Annotated in this window: 18 protein-coding genes; 15 read left to right on the top strand and 3 right to left on the bottom strand. The window is 52.0% G+C overall.

Annotated elements, in window-relative coordinates:
* The first annotated feature begins 29 nt into the window (after positions 1-29).
* Positions 30-809: a sulfite exporter TauE/SafE family protein gene (locus NK662_RS16905; RefSeq protein WP_254760121.1), complete on the top strand. Its 780-nt coding sequence runs from the start codon at positions 30-32 to the stop codon at positions 807-809.
* Positions 810-894: 85 nt separating this feature from the next.
* Here the strand turns inward: NK662_RS16905 and NK662_RS16900 are convergent, their stop codons facing one another.
* Positions 895-1,068, bottom strand: a complete 174-nt coding sequence (locus NK662_RS16900; RefSeq protein WP_254760120.1) for a hypothetical protein — start codon at positions 1,066-1,068, stop codon at positions 895-897.
* A 341-nt stretch (positions 1,069-1,409) separates the two neighbouring features.
* Here NK662_RS16900 and NK662_RS16895 point away from each other — a divergent pair, with 341 nt between their 5' ends.
* The 4 genes from NK662_RS16895 (at position 1,410) to NK662_RS16880 (ending at position 6,320) form a co-directional block, all read left to right on the top strand.
* The gene (locus NK662_RS16895; RefSeq protein ID WP_254760119.1) at positions 1,410-2,888 is read left to right on the top strand and encodes an FTR1 family protein; all 1,479 of its coding nucleotides are present in this window, start codon (positions 1,410-1,412) and stop codon (positions 2,886-2,888) included.
* A 1-nt stretch (position 2,889) separates the two neighbouring features.
* Positions 2,890-4,059, top strand: a complete 1,170-nt coding sequence (gene efeO / locus NK662_RS16890; RefSeq protein WP_254760118.1) for an iron uptake system protein EfeO — start codon at positions 2,890-2,892, stop codon at positions 4,057-4,059.
* Between the two features lie 20 nt (positions 4,060-4,079).
* Positions 4,080-5,321, top strand: coding sequence for an iron uptake transporter deferrochelatase/peroxidase subunit (gene efeB / locus NK662_RS16885; protein WP_254760117.1), 1,242 nt, complete (start codon positions 4,080-4,082; stop codon positions 5,319-5,321).
* A 246-nt stretch (positions 5,322-5,567) separates the two neighbouring features.
* Positions 5,568-6,320: an SDR family NAD(P)-dependent oxidoreductase gene (locus NK662_RS16880; protein ID WP_254760116.1), complete on the top strand. Its 753-nt coding sequence runs from the start codon at positions 5,568-5,570 to the stop codon at positions 6,318-6,320.
* A 41-nt stretch (positions 6,321-6,361) separates the two neighbouring features.
* Here NK662_RS16880 and NK662_RS16875 read toward each other — a convergent pair whose 3' ends face one another.
* Entirely contained in the window at positions 6,362-6,745 is a 384-nt protein-coding gene (locus NK662_RS16875) for a VOC family protein (protein WP_254760115.1), read from the bottom strand.
* A gap of 315 nt (positions 6,746-7,060) precedes the next feature.
* Here NK662_RS16875 and NK662_RS16870 point away from each other — a divergent pair, with 315 nt between their 5' ends.
* Positions 7,061-7,471 (top strand): cytochrome-c oxidase, encoded by a 411-nt coding sequence (locus NK662_RS16870; protein WP_254760114.1) that lies wholly within the window; start codon positions 7,061-7,063, stop codon positions 7,469-7,471.
* 63 nt (positions 7,472-7,534) lie between these two features.
* Here the strand turns inward: NK662_RS16870 and NK662_RS16865 are convergent, their stop codons facing one another.
* Positions 7,535-9,244, bottom strand: coding sequence for an Rqc2 family fibronectin-binding protein (locus NK662_RS16865; protein WP_254760113.1), 1,710 nt, complete (start codon positions 9,242-9,244; stop codon positions 7,535-7,537).
* A gap of 110 nt (positions 9,245-9,354) precedes the next feature.
* Here NK662_RS16865 and NK662_RS16860 point away from each other — a divergent pair, with 110 nt between their 5' ends.
* The 9 genes from NK662_RS16860 to rsmB all read left to right on the top strand — a co-directional run bounded on the left by NK662_RS16860 (position 9,355) and on the right by rsmB (position 19,908).
* Positions 9,355-12,078 carry a calcium-translocating P-type ATPase, SERCA-type gene (locus NK662_RS16860; RefSeq protein ID WP_254760112.1) on the top strand — a complete coding sequence of 908 codons (2,724 nt, stop codon included), beginning with the start codon at positions 9,355-9,357 and terminating at the stop codon, positions 12,076-12,078.
* A gap of 225 nt (positions 12,079-12,303) precedes the next feature.
* Positions 12,304-12,567, top strand: a complete 264-nt coding sequence (gene remA, locus NK662_RS16855; protein ID WP_254760111.1) for an extracellular matrix/biofilm regulator RemA — start codon at positions 12,304-12,306, stop codon at positions 12,565-12,567.
* 12 nt (positions 12,568-12,579) lie between these two features.
* A complete protein-coding gene (gene gmk, locus NK662_RS16850) occupies positions 12,580-13,197 on the top strand; it encodes a guanylate kinase (protein WP_254760110.1) in 618 nt (205 codons plus the stop codon).
* A gap of 2 nt (positions 13,198-13,199) precedes the next feature.
* On the top strand, positions 13,200-13,412 hold the full coding sequence (gene rpoZ / locus NK662_RS16845; protein ID WP_254760109.1) for a DNA-directed RNA polymerase subunit omega: 213 nt from the start codon (positions 13,200-13,202) through the stop codon (positions 13,410-13,412).
* Positions 13,413-13,519: 107 nt separating this feature from the next.
* Positions 13,520-14,722, top strand: coding sequence for a bifunctional phosphopantothenoylcysteine decarboxylase/phosphopantothenate--cysteine ligase CoaBC (coaBC, locus tag NK662_RS16840; protein WP_254760108.1), 1,203 nt, complete (start codon positions 13,520-13,522; stop codon positions 14,720-14,722).
* A complete protein-coding gene (priA, locus tag NK662_RS16835) occupies positions 14,719-17,118 on the top strand; it encodes a primosomal protein N' (RefSeq protein ID WP_254760107.1) in 2,400 nt (799 codons plus the stop codon). The genes coaBC and priA overlap by 4 nt, the downstream gene beginning before the upstream one ends.
* Before the next feature lie 11 nt (positions 17,119-17,129).
* On the top strand, positions 17,130-17,606 hold the full coding sequence (gene def / locus NK662_RS16830) for a peptide deformylase (protein ID WP_254760106.1): 477 nt from the start codon (positions 17,130-17,132) through the stop codon (positions 17,604-17,606).
* A gap of 26 nt (positions 17,607-17,632) precedes the next feature.
* The gene (fmt, locus tag NK662_RS16825) at positions 17,633-18,577 is read left to right on the top strand and encodes a methionyl-tRNA formyltransferase (RefSeq protein WP_254760105.1); all 945 of its coding nucleotides are present in this window, start codon (positions 17,633-17,635) and stop codon (positions 18,575-18,577) included.
* Complete coding sequence (gene rsmB, locus NK662_RS16820) at positions 18,574-19,908, top strand: 16S rRNA (cytosine(967)-C(5))-methyltransferase RsmB (protein WP_254760104.1); 1,335 nt, start codon at positions 18,574-18,576, stop codon at positions 19,906-19,908. The genes fmt and rsmB overlap by 4 nt, the downstream gene beginning before the upstream one ends.
* The last annotated feature ends 3 nt before the right edge of the window (positions 19,909-19,911 follow it).

The following is a 19,911-nucleotide window of genomic DNA, read 5'->3' as shown; positions in this document are numbered from 1 at the left end:
GTACGGAATGCTGCCTGGGGGGATGCACAATGGGGCTGAGTTTCATCCTTACGTTATTTCTAATTGGTTTTGTCGGATCTTTTATTTCCGGAATGCTGGGCATCGGGGGGGCCATTATCAATTATCCGATTCTGCTTTATGTTCCCGCTGTACTGGGCTTCACAGCCTTCAGCGCTCATGAAGTATCCGGTATTGTGGCTGTCCAGGTGTTCTTCGCCACCTTGGGAGGGGTTTGGTATTACCGGAAAAGCGAGTATATGAACCGGTCACTTGTCCTCTACATGGGAATCAGCATTTTGGCGGGAAGCTTGATTGGCGGGTTTGGCTCTAAACTCATCAGCGAAGGCCAGGTAAACGTGATTTATGCTGTGCTGGCGACAGCAGCTGCCGTTATGATGCTGATTCCAAAGAAGGGAGTGGAGCACCTCCCTCCCGAGGAAGTGAAGTATAACGGCGGGATTGCTGCGGGGGCAGCGTTTCTTGTCGGGACGGTTTCAGGCATTGTCGGTGCCGGCGGGGCATTTATTCTTGTTCCCATTATGCTGGTAATCTTAAAAATCCCGACTCGCATGACCATTGCTTCATCCTTGGCCATCACGTTTATTTCATCTATTGGATCCATTGCCGGGAAGGTGGCAACCGGCCAAGTTGTATGGTTGCCCGCAGCGATTATGGTTGTGGCAAGTCTGATTGCTTCGCCGCTTGGGGCGAAAGCAGGCCAGAGAATGAATACAAAGGTTCTGCAACTCATCCTGGCAGGATTGATTGTTGCCACCTCCATCAAGATTTGGCTGGATATTTTAGGATAACGATGAAACAATCACAAGGACTGGGCGCACTGCTGTAGGTAGTGTGCTTTTTATTTTGGTGTAAGGGGCCTTCATTGAATTTTTCTCATTGCTTTAGAACCTCAACAGGTATCTCTAATGCCGGGTGCTGTTCTTTCTCGTAGTGTCCATCCGGGCACTGTTTTGTAACATGGGATGAGAAGAAATGGTGGGCCTCTGTTGCAAGAGCTTTCTTGCATACGGGACAGACATCTTGAGATACGGAAAAACGCTTTAGCATGATAACACCTCTTTTAGTTGATAAATCTCATTTGTTTACTAAGAATTATAGTGTGGGGGAAGAGAATTGTAAATGAATAACTGCCTTATAGTTTTTTATTCCCATTTACAAGGTATGGGCAGAACTTCTTTATACAGAGCACATGTGTCTGTACAGTGCAACTGGCGGGTCTTTCTGAGTGGTTTGCCTGGGTATCGTGTACAAATAAGGCAAGAGAAGAGCACCATATATGATGTGGTATATGCAAATGAGATTGAGATTCATTATTGACAGAGTGGATATATTTTGATAAAACAAAGAGAGAATGATAATCGTTTTCAATTTAAATGCGGGGTGTGGGAATGAAAATTCATAGAGTTTTGAGGGGAGTCTTTTCATTTCTCCTTGTTTTGTACATAAGCGGACACAATCTGGTGTTTGCCGCAGATGGAAGTCTGCAGAACGGGATTCAGGCATTGGTGCCGGATGTGGACGGTGCAATTCAACAAGTGAAGGAAGATAATTTTGAAAAAGCAACAGAGTCCTTCCAGGCTTTTAAAAAGAATTGGAGCCAGATGAAGGGCGATATGAGGGAGCAGTCCCCGGATGCGTTGGGAAAAATAGAAACAAAGATGGCGACTGTCTCTGTATCCCTGTTGAATCACGACAAGCAAAAGGCGGAGGAGTCCTTACAGCTGCTGAAAAGTGTACTGAACCAGTACAGCCAAGGATACTTGGAGAAGAACGAGAAGTCTGTCAAGAAAATGACTATAACCGCTTATATCAGTCTGCTGCAGCAGGCGAAGCAATCCCTGACAGACGGAGACATGGCGAAAGCAAAGGCTGAAATAGAAGCGCTGAAGTCACAATGGCTGAGCATTGAAGGGGATGTGGTCAGTCAGTCGAAAACGGTATACAACAATGCTGAGCAACGGCTCGTCCAATTGTCTTCCTATATGGAGGAAGCAGGCGGAGTGAAAAAGGCAACCGCTGCCATCGATGCCATGACCAGGGATTTAGAGCCGCTGTCACAAGCTTCATATGGGATGTGGGATGCTGCATTAATTCCGATCCGCGAAGGAGTGGAAGCCTTGTTGGTTGTGGGAGCGTTGCTCACCTTCAGTAAAAAGGCAAACATGAAGCGGGGCGGCACATGGATTTGGGGAGGCACTATCACCGGGCTTCTTGCAAGCCTGGCCGTCGGCTTCCTTGTGAGCTACGCGCTGAGTGCAGCGGCATTCGGCCAAAATAATTTCTTGATTAACGGATTATCTGGTGTCATTGCCAGCCTTATGCTGCTGTATGTAAGCCATTGGCTTCATCGGAATGCCAATGTGAAGAGATGGAATGCTTTTATGAACCAAAAGACAGAGCAAGCAATCAGCAATGGAAAAGCGTTCTCCTTTGCGGCTCTCGCTTTTCTGGCGATTCTGCGGGAAGGGGTGGAAACGGTGATCTTCCTGGTCGGCATGGTGCATCAAATGTCAATGTCGGAGCTGGCCGCCGGAATTGCCGTTGGCTTCGGGGTCCTCCTTGTCATCGGAGTACTGATGCTGAAGCTGAGTGTCCGCTTGCCGCTCAAGCCGTTCTTCCTTGCTTCCAGTCTGATTATATTTTATATGTGTATTAAGTTTATGGGATCAGGAATCCACAGCCTGCAGCTGTCAGGCATGATTCCTTCGGCGGGAAATGATATGCTGCCGACCATTTCGTTCTTGGGCATGTACCCGTCTTGGTACAGTGCATTGCCGCAATTTGCAGTTATCCTTCTTTCTCTTGTCATCGTTTTGATGCAAAGAAAGCCAAATCGCAGAAAACAAGTGAGCCAGGAGGCCGTATAATATGAAATTTAAAAAACCATTTACCTATACAGCACTTACTCTTTCTCTTCTGACACTCCCTGTCCTGTCAGCCTGCAGCAAGGAAGCAAACTCTTCCAAAGCAAAGGACCAGCAGGAGGCAAAAGCGGAAGGGAAACAAACATCCCTGAAGACGAATGTAGAAGCGATGCAGGCTTCTTTAAAGAAGCTGCAGGAGTCGCTGCAGCAGGATGATAGGAAGCAAGTAAAACAATACGGAACAGAGCTGAATGAGAAATGGCTGTCTGCCGAGAACGAAATACGTGAGAAGTATCCTTTATTGTATACAGACGCAGAGAAATATTTGCAGCCGCTCTATACAGAAGCAATGAAAGAAACTGTTGATAAAACAAAAGCGCAGGATTTAAGCGTGCAGCTCAGCCGTTCACTGGAGAATCTGAAAAATCCGAAGCAAACAGCGATGAAGAATTCTGAGGCGCTGCAGAAGGCGGTTGAAGAGTACAGCGCGTACGTAAATGAGCAAACCGCCTCCTTCGTGACAACAACAAAAGCATTTACAGAAGCGGTGAAGGCGAAAAATATGGAGCAGGCAAAGCAGCTGTATGGCGCTTCCCGTGTATATTACGAGCGCATTGAGCCGATTGCGGAAAGCTTCGGCGATTTGGACCCCAGAATTGACGCGCGTGAAGGAGATGTGGCGGCTGAAGAGTGGAGCGGCTTCCACCGCATTGAAAAAGCGCTTTGGGTGGATGGCTCCCTGACAGGTATGGAGAAATATGCCGACCAGCTGAATCAGGATGTAACAGAGCTCCAGACGAAGATTAAGGGTGTAAAGCTGGAGCCGACGCAGGTGGTTGCCGGAGCGATGGAGCTTCTGAATGAAGCGGCTATTTCCAAGATTACTGGGGAAGAAGAGCGGTATTCTCATATTGATCTTGTTGACCTGGCAGCAAACGTAGAAGGCTCGCAGGCAATCTATCATGCCATTCTTCCAGCCCTGAACGAGAAGAATGCTGAGCTGGCGAAAAAGCTTGATGAACAATTCAACGGTATTACAGCCTCCCTGGCGAAATATAAGCAAGGTGATTCCTATATGAACTATACATCTCTGACAAAGGAACAGGTTCGGGAATTAAGCCAGCAGCTGAGCGCCTTGTCTGAGCTGATGGCACAAACTGCTGAAATTTTTTAATAGAGTAGGAGAGAAATAGAATGGAACAGACCGAAAGCAAAAAGTATTCCCGCCGGGACCTGCTGAAGCTCTCGCTGGCGGCAGGGGCAGGCATGGCAATCAGTGCCAGTGGCATCGGGACATTTGCCGCCATTACGGGAGGCTCAGCCAAAAGCGAGGCTGCTGCAGGAAAGAGCCGGAATACATCGGTTCTTCCTTTCTATGGGCAGCATCAAGCAGGGATTGTCACACCGCAGCAAACGTATATGTATCTGGCCGCCTTCAATCTGACAACAGGCAGCAGAAGCAGTGTCATCCAGCTTTACAAGACCTGGACGGCCCTTGGCGCGCAAATGAGTATGGGGGACACGGCAGAGGATAAGGGCAATGATTGGCTTCCGCCGAAGGACACAGGCGAAGCATTGGATTTGCAGCCGTCGCGGCTGACGATGACTTTCGGCTTCGGTCCTTCCTTCTTCAGCCAAAACGGTGTGGACCGCTTTGGCGTGCTGGAAAAGATGCCAAAGCATGTAAAGGATATCCCGCCATTTCCGCGTGACGACCTGCAGCAGCCCTTCATTGGCGGGGACATCTGCATACAGGTTTGCGCGGATGACCAGCAGGTTGCGTTCCATGCAGTCCGCAACTTTATCAAGACAGCGGTTGGAACGGCAGAACTGAAGTGGATGCAGTCCGGTTTTATCAGCACGCCGGATGGGGAAACCCCGCGCAATTTGTTTGGCTTCAAGGATGGTACAGCAAATGCGTCCCCGGAAGATGTGCATGCGCATGACGAGATTGTTTGGGCCGGAGAAGAAGAGCCGGACTGGATGAAAGGCGGGACCTATATGGCCTGCCGCAAGATTAAAATGTTTTTGGAAGTGTGGGACCGCTCTTCCTTGAAGGAGCAGGAGGATACGTTCGGCCGGAAAAAGACTTCCGGTGCGCCTTATGGCAAGGTGAAGGAGCATGACACTGTTGACTTGGCCCAACAGCCTTCCACCTCACATACCGGGCTTGCGAAACGAACCGGCCAGCAGATTTATCGCAGAGCCTATTCCTATACGGATGGAGTGGATGCAAAAACGGGCTATGTCGATGCGGGCCTGATGTTCATCAGCTATCAGAAAAATCCCGACCGGCAACTCCTGCCCATGCTCGAAGTGCTCTCCAAGCAGGATAAGCTGAACGAGTATACCAAGCATGTGGGAAGCGCCATGTTTGCTTGCGCGCGCGGCATACAAAAGGGAGAATACATTGCGCAAGCTTTATTGGAAGGGTAAAGCTGCTCCGCAAAGGGGGATGGCCGAAGAGACTGCCTGCAGGCGGGCTTCTGTGCCGTCCCTCTTTTTGTGTGCATCGTGCAGAAGGGAAGGAAAAGTATGTTGAAATCAGCCGGACTTCCGGGAGTCCGCTTGTCCCCCTGACAATGCATAAGGTTGCCCCGCATACTTCAACAGCAGAAGAAGGCGCTCTATAGTAAAATAGTGGAGAGAATCGTATATCCACGAAATGGGGAGGTCTTGCACATGCAGTATGATTTGAAGAACAAAGTGGCCCTTGTGACGGGCGGGTCCAGAGGATTGGGACGGTTCATTTGTCTCGCATTGGCGGAAGCCGGCGCTGTTGTGGCCGTCAACTACGCTTACAGCGCGGAGGATGCTGTGCGGACCGTCAGGCTGATTCAAGAGGCCGGGGGAACAGCATTTGCAGTACAGGGGGATGTAACGGATGAAGCTTCTGTGGAGCGCATCGTGCGGGAAGCGGAGGCTGTCTGCGGCGGCACCATTGATATTCTGGTGAATAATGCCACGGGGCCGCAGCCGGAGCTGTCCATCGAAGACAGCACTTGGCAGGATTATCTGGACCAGCTTCACTTTTTTGTGAAGGCGCCCCTGCTGCTGACGAAGGCAGTACTGCCGGGCATGAAGGCAAAGAAGGCCGGCCGGATCATTCAGATCGGCAGCGAGGTTGTGCAAATCGGCAATCCTAACTTCGCCAGCTACGTAACGGCGAAATCCGCCCAGCTTGGCATGACACGTTCATGGGCAAATGAGCTGGGTTCCTTTAACATTACCGTGAACATGATCAACCCGGGCTTTATTCCGGTAGAGCGGCATGCGGGAATCGATACAAGCGGGTATCAGCAGGGCGTGCCGCTTGGGCGTACGGGGGAGCCGCTTGATATTGGCAATGCCGTCGTGTTCCTGGCGTCAGATGCTGGGAGATTTATTACAGGCCAGTCGCTTTCGGTGAATGGCGGCAATACATTCGGCATTTGATAAAAGCTGATGGCTGCAGGGTATCATCTGCAGCCATCAGCTTATTTCCGTTCCACATGCAGTTCAATTAAATTGCCATCGGGATCGGCGCAGAAAATCTGGGCAAAGCCGCTTTTGCTGTCAGGCTTCTCCAGCACTTCAATTTCATGCTTCTGCAGCCAAGCGAGGGTTTGCTCGTAGCTTTGTACCCGCAAGGCAAAGTGGCCTTCCCGGCTGCTCAGCTGTGTGGTATGGCGCAGCGTGTGGGAGCCAGGCTGGACCAGCAGATGAATCTGCTGGTTTCCGACTGCGTACCAGGCGCCTGGGAAATCAAAAGCAGGGCGGTTCAGTTCCTGCAGGCAGAGCACCGTGCCATAGAAATGCTTTGCTTGTTCCAAGTTTGTCACATTCACCCCAATATGGTGCAACTCCTCATATTGAATCAATATATTCACCTCAAAGTTGAATTTTCTTATATCCTATCATGCCAAAAACACTTTGTCCCCTATGCCGGCGGGCAAGGGGAGCGTGCTGTGCAAATATTTCTTCCTCCATATCTTTTATTTCATGTACCGTAATGCTTGTCTGGAGCATACTCTTACATCTGCCTGTAAAAGGGGAGGTACTGTTTCCGCAGAGCAGTCCGTTTCCGGCGCAAGTTTCATGGAAAACCTGCAAAATATCCCCCTTACTTATTTGAGAATTTTTATGTATTATAAAAAACGTATAATAAATTCCAGATAAAGGAAGGTGGGAGGGTGATGGGGGTTCGTTTTATCAAAATTTCGGTCTTATATTTTGTATTGGGTGTTTGTATTGGCATGGGCATGTCCATGACACATCAGTTTGCGCTGACCCCGGTGCATGTGCACATCAATTTGCTGGGCTGGACAGCCTTGACCCTTGCCGGAATCATCTATCACTTATTTCCGCAGGCGGGCGCATCTAAGCTGGCGAAGGTGCATTTCTGGCTGCACAACGTTGGATTGCCGTTCATGATGATCGGATTGGCTGTTCAACTGCTGGCCGGTGTCGAAATGGTTCCGCTGATCGCTCTTGGCGGGACAATGGTGGTTGCGGGAGTCATTGTATTTGCGGTGAATGTGTTCAAGCGTGTGCAAGCACCGGCTGTTGATGCGGCCGCCGGGGAGGAGCAATCACCTTCCATGTAAAATGCAAAGAAGACACCTTTCATATTGAGGGTGTCTTCTTCATTTCCGGTGTAAACTCGCTGCTTATGCCTTCAGCTGCAGAACAAGATCTTCATCCGGCGTCACATATAGTGTCTGTTGGTTGTCATAGGTCACAAAGCCAAGTTTGGCACCGCTCGGTTTTTTGACGTGGCGGATTTTGGTGTAATCTACCGGCACAGAACTGGACTGCTTCGCTTTGCTGAAGTACGCTGCCAGCACGGCGGCTTCCTGCAGCGTTTGCTCGTCAGGCTCCATGGAACGGATGACAACGTGCGAACCTGGTATATCCTTTGTGTGCAGCCAAATTTCATCGCGGCGGGCCAGTTTGTTTGTGACATAATCATTTTGCTTATTATTCTTGCCTACTAGAATTTCAATTCCGGCAGTGGAAACATAACGGTCCGGCACTGGCTTCACCGGCTTTTGCTTCTTCTGGGCTTTGCCGCGGCTGCGCAGGTATCCTTCCTCCACCAGTTCCTCGCGAATTTCCTCCGTATCCTTTTGGGAGGCAGATTCCATTTGCTGAAGAAGACCTTCGAAATAGGAAATTTCAGCTTCTGTTTTTGCAATTTGCTCTTCAATAATAGAAACGGAATTTTTCGCCTTCTGGTATCGGGTAAAGTAGCTTTGTGCATTTTCAGACGGTGTTTTTAATGGATGTAGCGGAATGGTGATGGTCGCGCCGTTTTCGTCGTAATAGTTGATAACCTCAATTTCCGCCTGTCCGCGCTTCATATTGTACATATTGGCGGTCAGCAGCTCGCCGTACAGCTGATATTGTTCCGCCTTTTCCGCATCCTGCAGCTCCCGGCACAGCTTCTCCAGCTTCTTCTCATTCTTGGCCAGTTCATTCGTAATGAGCCGCTCCAAATCATGCGATTGCTGCTTTACCCGGTCGCGCTCGCCCTTGCCGAAGAAGAAGCGGTCGAGAAGCGCGCTCAGGCTGTCGAAGGTCCGGACCTCGCCCAGTATGTGCGTCAGCGGGAGCATGTAGAAGGTTTCCTTTGCTTCCTGTGTGATCATGACCGGCGTATAGTCATGCTGTCTGATGCGCTGCATGATATCCAAAAAGGCTGCCGGCAGTGTCCGCTCATTGACGAGTCCGGCTGTTTTTACGATTTCCTTTGCGAGCAGCGGGGACACGCCGGCAAACACATTCACAAGCTGTTTATCCATTTTCCCTGCCAGAAAATCAAGCGGGCGCAGCAGTTGGTCGGCTGTTTCCACCGCAAGCGGGTCCACCTTATGCTGCTCCGGCGGCGCGACATAGGCATGGCCCGGAAACACGGTGCGGTGCCGGTTGACGGCAGGGGACAGGTGCTTCAGGCTGTCGAGAATGGTGCCGGTGGCGGTATCAATCAGGATGATGTTGCTGTGCCGACCCATAATTTCCACGATTAATGTTTTGTAGGATTCATCGCCAATCTCATTCCGGCTGCGGACTGTCAGGCGGATGATGCGCTCCAGCTCCACCTGTTCAATTCGTTCAATGATCCCGCCCTCCAGATGCTTGCGCAGCAGCATACAGAACATTGGCGGCAATGCCGGCGAGTCGTAGCTGTGTGCTGTCATATGCATCCGTGCATAGGACGGGTGGGCAGAGAGCAGCAGTTTTTCATTTTTTCCCCGTGCCCTTGTATGTAACAGAATCTCATACTTGGAGGGCTGATATATTTTAGAAATCCGGCCGGATTCCAGTCGTTCCTTCAATTCTTTGGCAATTGCTCTTGTAAACAGTCCGTCAAAAGACATGCATACCACTCCTTTCGTGCAGCCAATGGCTTATTATAGCATTTTTTAGGACGAGTCTGAATACCATTTGAGTAGAGCATGTCTCGTAAACAGAGAGTTGAGGTGAGAGGATGAATTGGTATGAGCTGCGGGCCCATGAAGTGGAGAAGAAGACGAACACAAATGTCAAAGCGGGGCTGTCAGAGCAAGAGGCAAATGCCCGCTTAAAGCAATTTGGCCCGAACGAACTGCAGGAGGCGAAACGTCCGTCTGCGCTGGTTGTATTTTTGTCGCAGTTTAAGGATTTTATGGTGCTTGTTTTGCTCGGGGCGACTATTGTCTCGGCCCTGCTCGGGGAAATGGTGGATGCCGTGGCCATCATTGCCATTGTGCTGATCAATGGCGTTCTCGGATTTTTCCAGGAACGGCGGGCGGAAAAGTCGCTGGAAGCACTGAAGGAATTGACCGCGCCGCAGGTGACCGCTCTCCGGAATGGAAAATGGATTAAGATTCCCTCAAAGGGGCTTGTGATTGGCGATGTGCTGAAGTTTGGAAGCGGCGACCGCATCGGGGCGGATGTGCGTATCGTGGAGGCATCGAGCTTGTACATAGAGGAGTCCGCCCTGACCGGTGAGTCTGTGCCGGTACAAAAGAAGGCTGATGCCATTGCCGGCAGCAACGTGGGAATTGGCGACCAGTCCAACATGGCATTCATGGGAACCATGGTGACGCGGGGATCCGGGATTGGGGTTGTGGTCGGCACCGGCATGAACACGGCTATGGGGCAGATTGCCAACATGCTGCAAAACGCAGAGGAAAGTGAAACGCCGCTGCAAATCCGGCTGGAGCAGCTCGGAAAGATTCTTATTGTGGTAGCGCTGGCGCTGACGGCATTGGTTGTATTGGTTGGCGTCTACCAAGGAAATGACCTCTACCGGATGTTCCTGGCGGGTGTGTCATTGGCTGTAGCCGCCATTCCAGAAGGGCTGCCGGCAATCGTGACAGTGGCATTATCGCTTGGCGTGCAGCGGATGATTAAGAAGAAATCCATTGTCCGCAAGCTGCCTGCGGTGGAAACGCTGGGCTGTGCTTCCGTCATCTGCTCTGATAAGACGGGCACCATGACGCAAAACAAAATGATGGTGACGCATCTGTGGGCCGGGGGAGACACATGGCAGGTCAGCGGGCAGGGCTACAATCCGTCCGGCGCCTTCCATCGCGGACAGGAGCAGGTCAACCCGGCAAAGGTCCGTTCGCTGTATCAACTGTTGACCTTTGGATGCTTGTGCAATAACGCTTCCATTGTAAAAAAGAAGAAGGAGTATGTGCTCGACGGCGACCCGACAGAAGGGGCACTTGTGGCCGCTGCGATGAAGGCGGGTTTATCGAGAGAGGTGCTGGCACAGCAGTTTCATATTCTAAAGGAGTTTCCATTTGATTCGACGCGAAAAATGATGAGCGTGATTGTAAAAGACAGCAGCGGCAAGCGGTTCGTGGTGACAAAGGGGGCACCGGATGTTTTGCTTGGCATTTCCGGCAGCATTCTCTGGGGCGACAAGCAGCAGCCGATGAGCACGCTGTACAAAAATGAAGTGCAGAGTGCAGTAAATGTGCTTGGCGGGCAGGCGCTCCGCACGATTGCAGTTGCCTATAAACCGCTGCGCGACAGCGACACGATTCATAATGAGCAGGAAGCTGAGAGCAATCTCATGTTCATCGGTCTGCAGGGCATGATCGATCCGCCGCGCCCGGAGGTGAAGCAGGCGGTACAGGAGTGCAGGGAGGCCGGCATCCGTACCATCATGATTACCGGAGACCACAAAGTGACCGCCATGGCCATCGCGAAGCAGCTGGATATTTTGCCGGAGGGCGGACGGGTTGTAGAAGGCGCTGAGCTGATGCAAATGTCAGTGGAGGATCTGGAGAGCATCGTGGAGGAAACCTACGTGTTTGCCCGCGTCTCGCCGGAGCATAAGCTGAAGATCGTAAAGGCGCTGCAAAACAGGGGCCATATTGTCGCCATGACTGGCGATGGCGTGAATGATGCACCGGCAATCAAGGCTTCTGATATTGGCGTGGCGATGGGAATTACAGGAACGGATGTGGCGAAGGAAGCGTCCTCGCTTATTCTGCTGGATGATAACTTTGCCACCATCAAGGCTGCCATTCAAGAGGGGCGCAACATCTATGAAAATATCCGCAAGTTCATTCGTTACCTGCTTGCTTCCAACGTAGGGGAGATTTTGGTCATGCTGTTTGCCATGCTGCTGGCACTGCCTCTTCCGCTTGTGCCCATCCAAATTCTATGGGTGAATCTCGTAACAGACGGGCTGCCGGCAATGGCGCTCGGCCTTGATTCTGCAGAAGAGGATGTAATGCGCCGGAAGCCGCGCCATCCAAAGGAAGGCGTGTTTGCACGCGGCCTTTCCTGGAAAATTCTGAGCCGCGGCTTCCTCATAGGCTTCGTTACACTGTTGGCGTTCATTATTTCCTACAACCAGAATCCAAATGAACTGAAGTATGCACAGACAGTGGCATTTGCAACATTGGTGCTGGCACAGCTGATCCATGTCTTTGATTGCCGGAGCGAGCATTCCATTTTCCATCGCAACCCTTTTGGCAATATGTACTTGGTGGGCTCCGTCATTATTTCCATCCTGCTCATGCTGGTCGTTATCTATTACGAGCCGCTGCAGCCGATTTTTGACACTATGCCGATTCAGGCGCGGGATTGGCTGCTGATTGTGGGGCTGTCTTCCATCCCAACCTTCCTGCTCGTCGGCTCGCTGCTGACCGGCGGCAAGGACAAAAAGAAAAAGAAGCCGGTTCTGCAGCAGCAGGCAAACTTAAAATAGTCAAATGAAGGACAATATGATATACTTTGAAAAGGTAGTAGAGTGGTCTCTATTACCTTTTCTGTTGCTCATTTTTTTCTGAAGCGGACAAGCAGCCCGCCGGCTGATTTGTAAATTTAGCTTGAAAAAAGCAGCGGGCACGTTCAGAATATGGAGTAGCCACGGTGTGTGGAGACGGTTATATTGTAGAAGGAATTCGGTTAGACTTACTAGGAGGCATCCGGTATGGCCATGCGGTTTTTAAATATTGGATACGGCAACATCGTATCTGCTCATCGAATTATAGCAATCGTAAGCCCAGAATCTGCTCCCATTAAGCGAGTTGTGCAGGAGGCACGCGAGCAAAACGTGCTGCTTGACGCGACATACGGCCGAAAAACACGAGCTGTCATCATGATGGATGATGGCCATGTTGTCTTAAGTCCCATTCAGCCGGAAACAATCGCGCAGCGGCTGAACAATAAAGAAGATTTCAGTGATGAAGGGTAGGTTTACATACACATGAGAAGTGAAAGAGGATTGCTGATCGTTCTGTCCGGCCCGTCCGGCGTGGGAAAGGGAACCGTGCGGAAGGCGCTGTTTGAGCAAGAAGATCTTGCTTTGCAATACTCCATTTCCGTGACGACACGCAAGCCGCGTGAAGGCGAAGTGGACGGAGTGGACTATTTCTTCCGGACGCGGGAGGAGTTCGAGGATATGATCCGCAGCGAGAAGCTGCTGGAGTGGGCGGAGTTTGTCGGCAACTATTATGGAACACCGGTCGACTATGTAGAGCAAACGCTGCAGGAAGGCAAAGACGTCTTCTTGGAAATTGAGGTGCAAGGTGCGCTGCAGGTAAAGAAAGCATTTCCTGAAGGCGTGTTTGTCTTCCTCGCTCCGCCAAGCCTGTCTGAGCTCAAGAGCCGGATTGTCGGCCGGGGCACAGAAACCGAGGAGGTTATCCAAAACCGTCTGCGGATGGCGAAGGAAGAAATTGATTTGATGGATGCTTACGACTATGTCGTCGAAAATGATGAAATTCATCTTGCCTGCGAGCGCATTACATCCATCGTGACAGCAGAGCATTGCCGCCGTGATCGTGTGGCGAAATATTATAAACAAATGACGGAGGCTGAATAAATATGTTAAATCCATCTATTGACTCCCTGTTGAACAAAATTGATTCAAAATACACACTTGTCACAGTGGCAGCGAAGCGCGCGCGTGAAATGCAGGAGCGCTATGATTGCCGTGTGGAGCGCCCTGTTTCCCATAAGTATGTGGGGAAAGCGCTGGAGGAAATCGACAGCCGCATGCTGGACTACAAGCCGCAAGAAGAGAAATCCGGCAAGTAATCTTTATATCTCTTTTCGCCACAACAACCTATTTACAAATAGGTTGTTGTTTTTTTACGATGTATGTAAGAACGGCCGCTGCAGGCGGATAAAGGGGAGAGCGTACGATGCGTGGGAAAAACATTCTACTATGTGTAACAGGAGGCATTGCTGCTTTCAAAGCGGCAGCTTTGACAAGCAAGCTGGTGCAGGAGGGTGCGGTTGTCAAGGTAATGATGAGCGGGGGAGCGGTGAAATTTGTAACCCCTCTCACGTTTCAAGCTTTATCGCGCCAGGAGGTATACACGGATACGTTTGCTGAGAATGAGCCATCCGTTATTTCTCACATCCATCTTGCGGACTGGGCGGATTTGATTATCGTGGCGCCGGCAACAGCCAATATCATCGGCAAGCTTGCGAATGGAATGGCGGATGATATGATTTCCACTACACTGTTGGCGGCAACGGCACCTGTCATGATTGCGCCGGCCATGAATGTACATATGTATGAGCACCCGGCCGTGCAGAAGAATATGGAGACGCTGGCCGGATTCGGCTATCGCTTTATTGAACCGGGAGAAGGATTTCTGGCCTGCGGCTACATGGCGAAGGGACGCCTGGAGGAACCGGAAACCATCGTGGCGCTGATCAAGGAGCATTTCTCCCAGGAGCGTCCGCTCGCCGGAAAAAAGGTGCTCGTCACAGCCGGACCGACAAGAGAGCGTATCGATCCGGTCCGCTATCTGTCAAACTTCTCTTCCGGCAAAATGGGCTATGCGATTGCGGGGGAAGCGGCTAAGCTGGGGGCGGATGTAACACTTGTGACCGGACCGTCTGCACTGCCTATCCCTCCCAATGTACAGGCTGTCAGCGTAGAATCTGCCCAGGAAATGCTGGAAGCGGTATTGTCGCGGTATGATTCAGTTGATGCGGTTATCAAGACTGCCGCTGTCGCCGATTATCGTCCGAAAACCGTGCATGGGGAGAAAATGAAAAAGCAGGCAGACGAGCTTGTCATTGAACTGGAACGGACGACGGACATCTTGAAAACCTTGGGCATGCGCAAGCGGCAGCAGGTCCTCGTTGGCTTTGCCGCGGAGACAACAAATGTTGCCGAGTATGCCGCGGGCAAGCTGGAGTCCAAAAATCTGGATATGATTGTCGCCAATGATGTGACGAAGGCGGGTGCAGGCTTTGGCACGGACACAAATATTGTGACCATGTACAAGCGTGACGGCACGTCCATTCCGCTTCCGATGCTGTCTAAGCAGGAGGTTGCCCGCAGCCTTTTGGCAGAGGTGCAAGGTTTGTTGAATGGGGGACATGTATGAAGATTGCGAGCGTGATTGTCGATGTGCCGGCCCGGCAAACAGACCGTCCGTTTGATTACCTCATTCCGGCCCGCTGGGAGGACCTGGTGCAGCCCGGCATCCGTGTGGCTGTGCCGTTCGGCCCACGCAAGCTGCAGGGCTTTGTTGTCGGAGTCAAGGAGCATCTTGATGTTGCTCCTGACAAGCTGAAGGAGCTGGCGGAAATTTTGGATGTCACACCCGTGCTGAATGAGGAACTGCTCAGCCTGGGCTTTCAGCTGGCGGAGGATACGCTTTGTTTTACCATCTCGGCCTTTCAAGCCATGCTGCCGGCGGCGATACGGGCTGCTTATAAGAAGCAGCTGCTGCTGCGGGGCGGGGTGCCGGAGCAGGTGCAGGCCTTGTTCGGCGGAAAGGATGCGATTGACTGGGAAGCAGCGGAGGAGCATCCGGGTCTGCTGCGCAGCCTGCGTGCCTCCATTGCAGAAGGAGCCATTGAGGTGGTCTACGAGGTGAAGGACCGGGCACAGAAGAAAAAGCAGCGCGTCATTTATCCGTCTGCCCCGCAGGAGGAGCTTGAGCGGCTGGCTGACGGCTTGAAGAGCGAAATGCAGCAGGATATTCTGCGCTATTTTATTGAACATTACATGCCGGTGCCGCTTTCTGTATTAAAGGAAGACGTGCAGGTGACGGAGTCTCCGGTTAAGTCGCTTTTGAAAAAGGGAATCCTCACAGAGCGGTATGTGGAGGTCTACCGCAGCCCGTATGATGAGGAGCAGTTTGCCCGGACCGTGCCGTTTCCGCTTACAGAGGAGCAGCGTACAGTCATTGCCCCGATTCTTTCGAGCATTGAAGAGAAGCGCCACGAAGTATTTCTGATGTACGGTGTAACAGGGAGCGGCAAGACAGAGGTGTACTTGCAGTCCATTGAGGCTGTGCTGCGCCAGGGCAAGGAAGCCATCGTGCTGGTTCCGGAGATTGCGCTGACGCCTCAAATGGTGGATCGCTTTAAAGGGCGGTTCGGCTCGCAGGTGGCCGTGCTCCACAGCGCTTTATCCATTGGCGAAAAATATGATGAATGGCGGAAAATTCTGCGCAAGGAAGTGCGGGTTGTGGTCGGTGCGCGCTCAGCAGTCTTTGCGCCATTTGAGAATTTGGGCATCATCATTATTGATGAGGAGCATGAATCCAGCTATAAGCAGGAGGACAATCCGCGGTACCACGCCAAGGAGGTGGCCATCCGGCGCGGTGCGTATCATGGGTGTCCTGTTATCTTGGGAAGCGCGACACCAACGCTTGAATCCTTTGCCCGGGCGAAAAAAGGTGTGTATCATCTCCTGACTATGACAAAGCGGATGAATGAGCAGGCATTGCCGGCAGTCGACATTATTGATATGCGGGAGGAGCTGCGCGGGGGCAACCGCTCCATGTTTTCAGCCCTGCTTCATGAAAAAATTGCGGATCGGCTGCAGAAGGGGGAACAAACCGTTCTGTTCTTGAATAGAAGGGGGCATTCGACCTTTGTCATGTGCCGTGATTGCGGCTATGTGGTGCAATGCCCGCATTGCGACATTTCTCTGACATACCACCGTATGAATCAACGGCTAAAGTGTCATTACTGTAGCTATGAAGAGGTTTTGCCGCAAGCCTGCCCGTCCTGTCAAAGCCCGCATTTCCGCTTCTTTGGAACGGGAACGCAGAAGGTGGAAGAAGAGCTGGCAAAGCTGTTTCCGGAAGCCCGTGTCATCCGCATGGATGTGGACACGACGAGCCGGAAGGGTGCGCATGAAAAGCTGCTGACACAGTTCGGTGAAGGAAAAGCGGACATTTTACTGGGGACTCAGATGATTGCCAAAGGACTTGATTTCCCAAGAGTGACGCTTGTTGGTGTCTTGACGGCGGATACGATGCTCCATTTGCCGGACTTCCGGGCCAGCGAGAAAACATATCAGCTGCTGACGCAGGTGAGCGGCCGGGCCGGACGCCATGAGCTGCCGGGCGAGGTTGTCATTCAGACGTATACGCCGGAGCATTACAGTGTCCAGCTTGCAAGGGCACAGCAGTATGAGCACTTTTTTGAGCAGGAAATGCGGATCCGGCGGGCCCATCATTATCCGCCATATTATTATCTCACACTTGTAACGGTATCCCACCCCCAACTGCTTCAGGCGGTGCATGTAACAGAACGCATTGTGGCCATGCTGCGGCAGACATGTGCCGCGGATACCATCATCCTCGGCCCGGCTGCGTCGCCAATTGCAAGGATAAAAGATAGATATCGATACCAGTGCATGATAAAATACAAGCGGGAACCGAACCTGAAGGCCGTGCTCCGCATGATTTATGAGCAGTATCAGGCGGATATGGCCAAGGATTTGCAGATTGCAATTGATTTTAATCCCACTATGGTAATGTAACGGAGGAAGATATGGCAGTGTTACGAATTGTGGAGCATCCCAATGAAGTGTTGGAAACGCCGTGCGAGCGTGTGTTGAATTTCGACAAAGCGTTGACGAAGCTCTTAAATGATATGCATGAAACAATGCTCGCAGCGGACGGCGTCGGCTTGGCGGCGCCGCAGGTCGGCGTGCTGAAGCAGGTGGCTGTCGTGGATGTGGATGATGACCACGGCCGGATTGACCTGGTGAATCCGCAAATACTGGAATCCCGGGGTGAACAGACCGGTCCGGAGGGCTGCTTGAGCTTTCCGGGCTTATATGGGGATGTCCCGCGTGCCGACTATATTAAGGTGCGTGCACAAAACCGCCGCGGCAAAACATTTGTGCTGGAGGCCCGTGGATTTTTGGCCCGCGCCATCCAGCACGAAATTGACCACCTGAACGGGGTGCTGTTCACTTCTAAGGTGACGCGCTATTACGAGCCGGAGGAACTGGAAGAAGCGTAAGCGTACGGAGAAAGAAGGAGACATATATGGTAAAATTAGTATTTATGGGAACGCCGGATTTTTCCGTTCCCGTATTGCGTCAATTGATTGAGGACGGCTATGAAGTCATTGGCGTTGTCACGCAGCCGGACCGGCCGGTCGGCCGCAAAAAGGTGCTGACGCCGCCGCCGGTCAAGGTGGAGGCTGAAAAGCACGGCATTCCCGTGCTGCAGCCCTTGAAAATCCGCCAGCCGCATGAGTATGAGCAGGTGCTGGCGCTGCAGCCCGACCTGATCGTTACGGCTGCCTTCGGCCAAATCCTGCCGAAGGAAATTTTGGAGGCGCCGAAGTACGGCTGCATTAATGTGCATGCTTCTCTGCTGCCCGAGCTGCGCGGCGGTGCGCCCATTCATTATTCCATTATACAAGGGAAGGAAAAAACGGGCATCACAATCATGTACATGGTGGAGAAGCTGGATGCCGGCGATATCCTCACGCAGGTGGAAGTGCCGATTACAGAGCGGGACAATGTGGGCACGCTGCACGATAAGCTGAGCGCAGCCGGGGCGAAGCTGCTGTCAGGGACGATTCCTCTATTGATAGAAGGCGGCATCACGCCTGTTGCCCAGAAGGATGAGGAGGCAACGTTTGCCTGGAATATTAAGCGCGAGCAGGAACGCATTGACTGGACAAAGACCGGTGAAGACATCTACAACCAAATCCGCGGTATGCATCCTTGGCCGGTTGCGTATACAACACTTGACGGCCAGACGATGAAGGTATGGTGGGGCGAGAAGGTACCGTCCGCCGGCCGGCACGAACCAGGTACAGTCATTCGTGCAGAAGCAGACGGATTTGTTGTGGCTGCCGGCAACGAAACAGCTGTCAAAATCACAGATCTGCAGCCGTCCGGCAAAAAACGGATGAGCGGCAGTGAGTTTCTCCGCGGCACACAGCTGGCCGCAGGCACAAGACTGGGAGAAGAGGCATGAAGAAAAATGTGCGCGAAATCGCGCTTGATGGCTTGCTGCAGGTAGAGAAAAGCGGCGCTTACAGCAACCTGCTGTTGAATTCGCTCATTGAGAAGAACAAGCTGGAGCCAAAGGATACCGGGCTCCTGACTGAGCTTGTGTATGGAACGATTCAGCGCCGCGATACACTGGATTATTATCTGCAGCCGTTTTTGCAAAAGAAAATCGAAGTATGGGTGCGCGTGCTGCTCCGCATGTCACTGTATCAGCTGCTCTATCTGGATCGGGTTCCAGCCCACGCCGTATTGAATGAGGCTGTGGAGATTGCCAAGAAACGCGGCCACAAAGGCATTGCTTCGATGGTGAACGGTGTGCTCCGTTCGGTGCAGCGCAAGGGAGTGCCGTCCTTATCGGAGATCCAGGACCCGGCAGAACGGATTGCGACGGCTTACAGCCATCCCGTTTGGCTTGTACAGGAATGGATGGAAGCATTCGGTCCGGAAACAGCAGAGCGCATGTGCGAGGTAAATCTGCAGCCGCCCGTGCCGACAGCCCGCGTCAACACAGCGCGCATTACGAGGGATGAGATAATCGGGCTGTTGGAGCAAAGCGGGATTCAGGCGAAAAAGGGAGAGCTTGCCCAAGATGCCCTTGTCATGGACAAGGGAAATGTGGCCCATACCCGTGCATTTCGGGAAGGCTTGCTGTCTATTCAGGATGAAAGCTCCATGCTGGTGGCAAGGGCTGTCGGTCCTGAGGAAGGGGACCGTATCCTCGACAGCTGTGCGGCGCCAGGCGGGAAAACTGCACACATGGCGGAGCTGCTGCAGGGAACCGGGCAGATCGTTTCGCTGGATTTACATCCGCATAAGGTGCGGTTGATTGAGGAACAGGCAAAGCGTCTCGGTTTGGAGAATGTGCAGACGAAGGCGATGGATGCACGAACGCTGGGGCAGCATTTTCAGCCTGAAAGCTTTGACAAAATCCTTGTGGATGCCCCGTGCTCGGGCTTCGGTGTCATTCGAAGAAAGCCGGACATTAAGCTTGGCAAGAAGAAGGAAGACAGTGAGCGGCTGTCGGTCATTCAGCAGGCCATCCTTCGGGAAGCAGCGCCTCTGCTGAAAAAAGGCGGCCGCCTCGTATACAGCACATGCACCATTGAGCGCTTGGAGAATGAAGCGGTCGTGGCGCAGTTTTTACAGGAGCATCCGGATTTCGAATATGATTTGACGATGGCAGAGCGTCTGCCGCAGTCTTTGGCTCCTTATACGGAAAACGGACAGGTTCAAATTCTGCCGCATTATTTTGCGACAGACGGTTTTTATATTGCTTGCTTGCGAAAGAAGGTGTAACAT

This window comes from Ectobacillus ponti, assembly GCF_024294785.1.
GTDB classification, from domain to species: Bacteria; Bacillota; Bacilli; order Bacillales; family Bacillaceae_G; genus Ectobacillus; species Ectobacillus ponti.
Note: the sequence above shows the minus strand (reverse complement) of the source record. Positions and strands in the feature narration are given on the sequence as shown.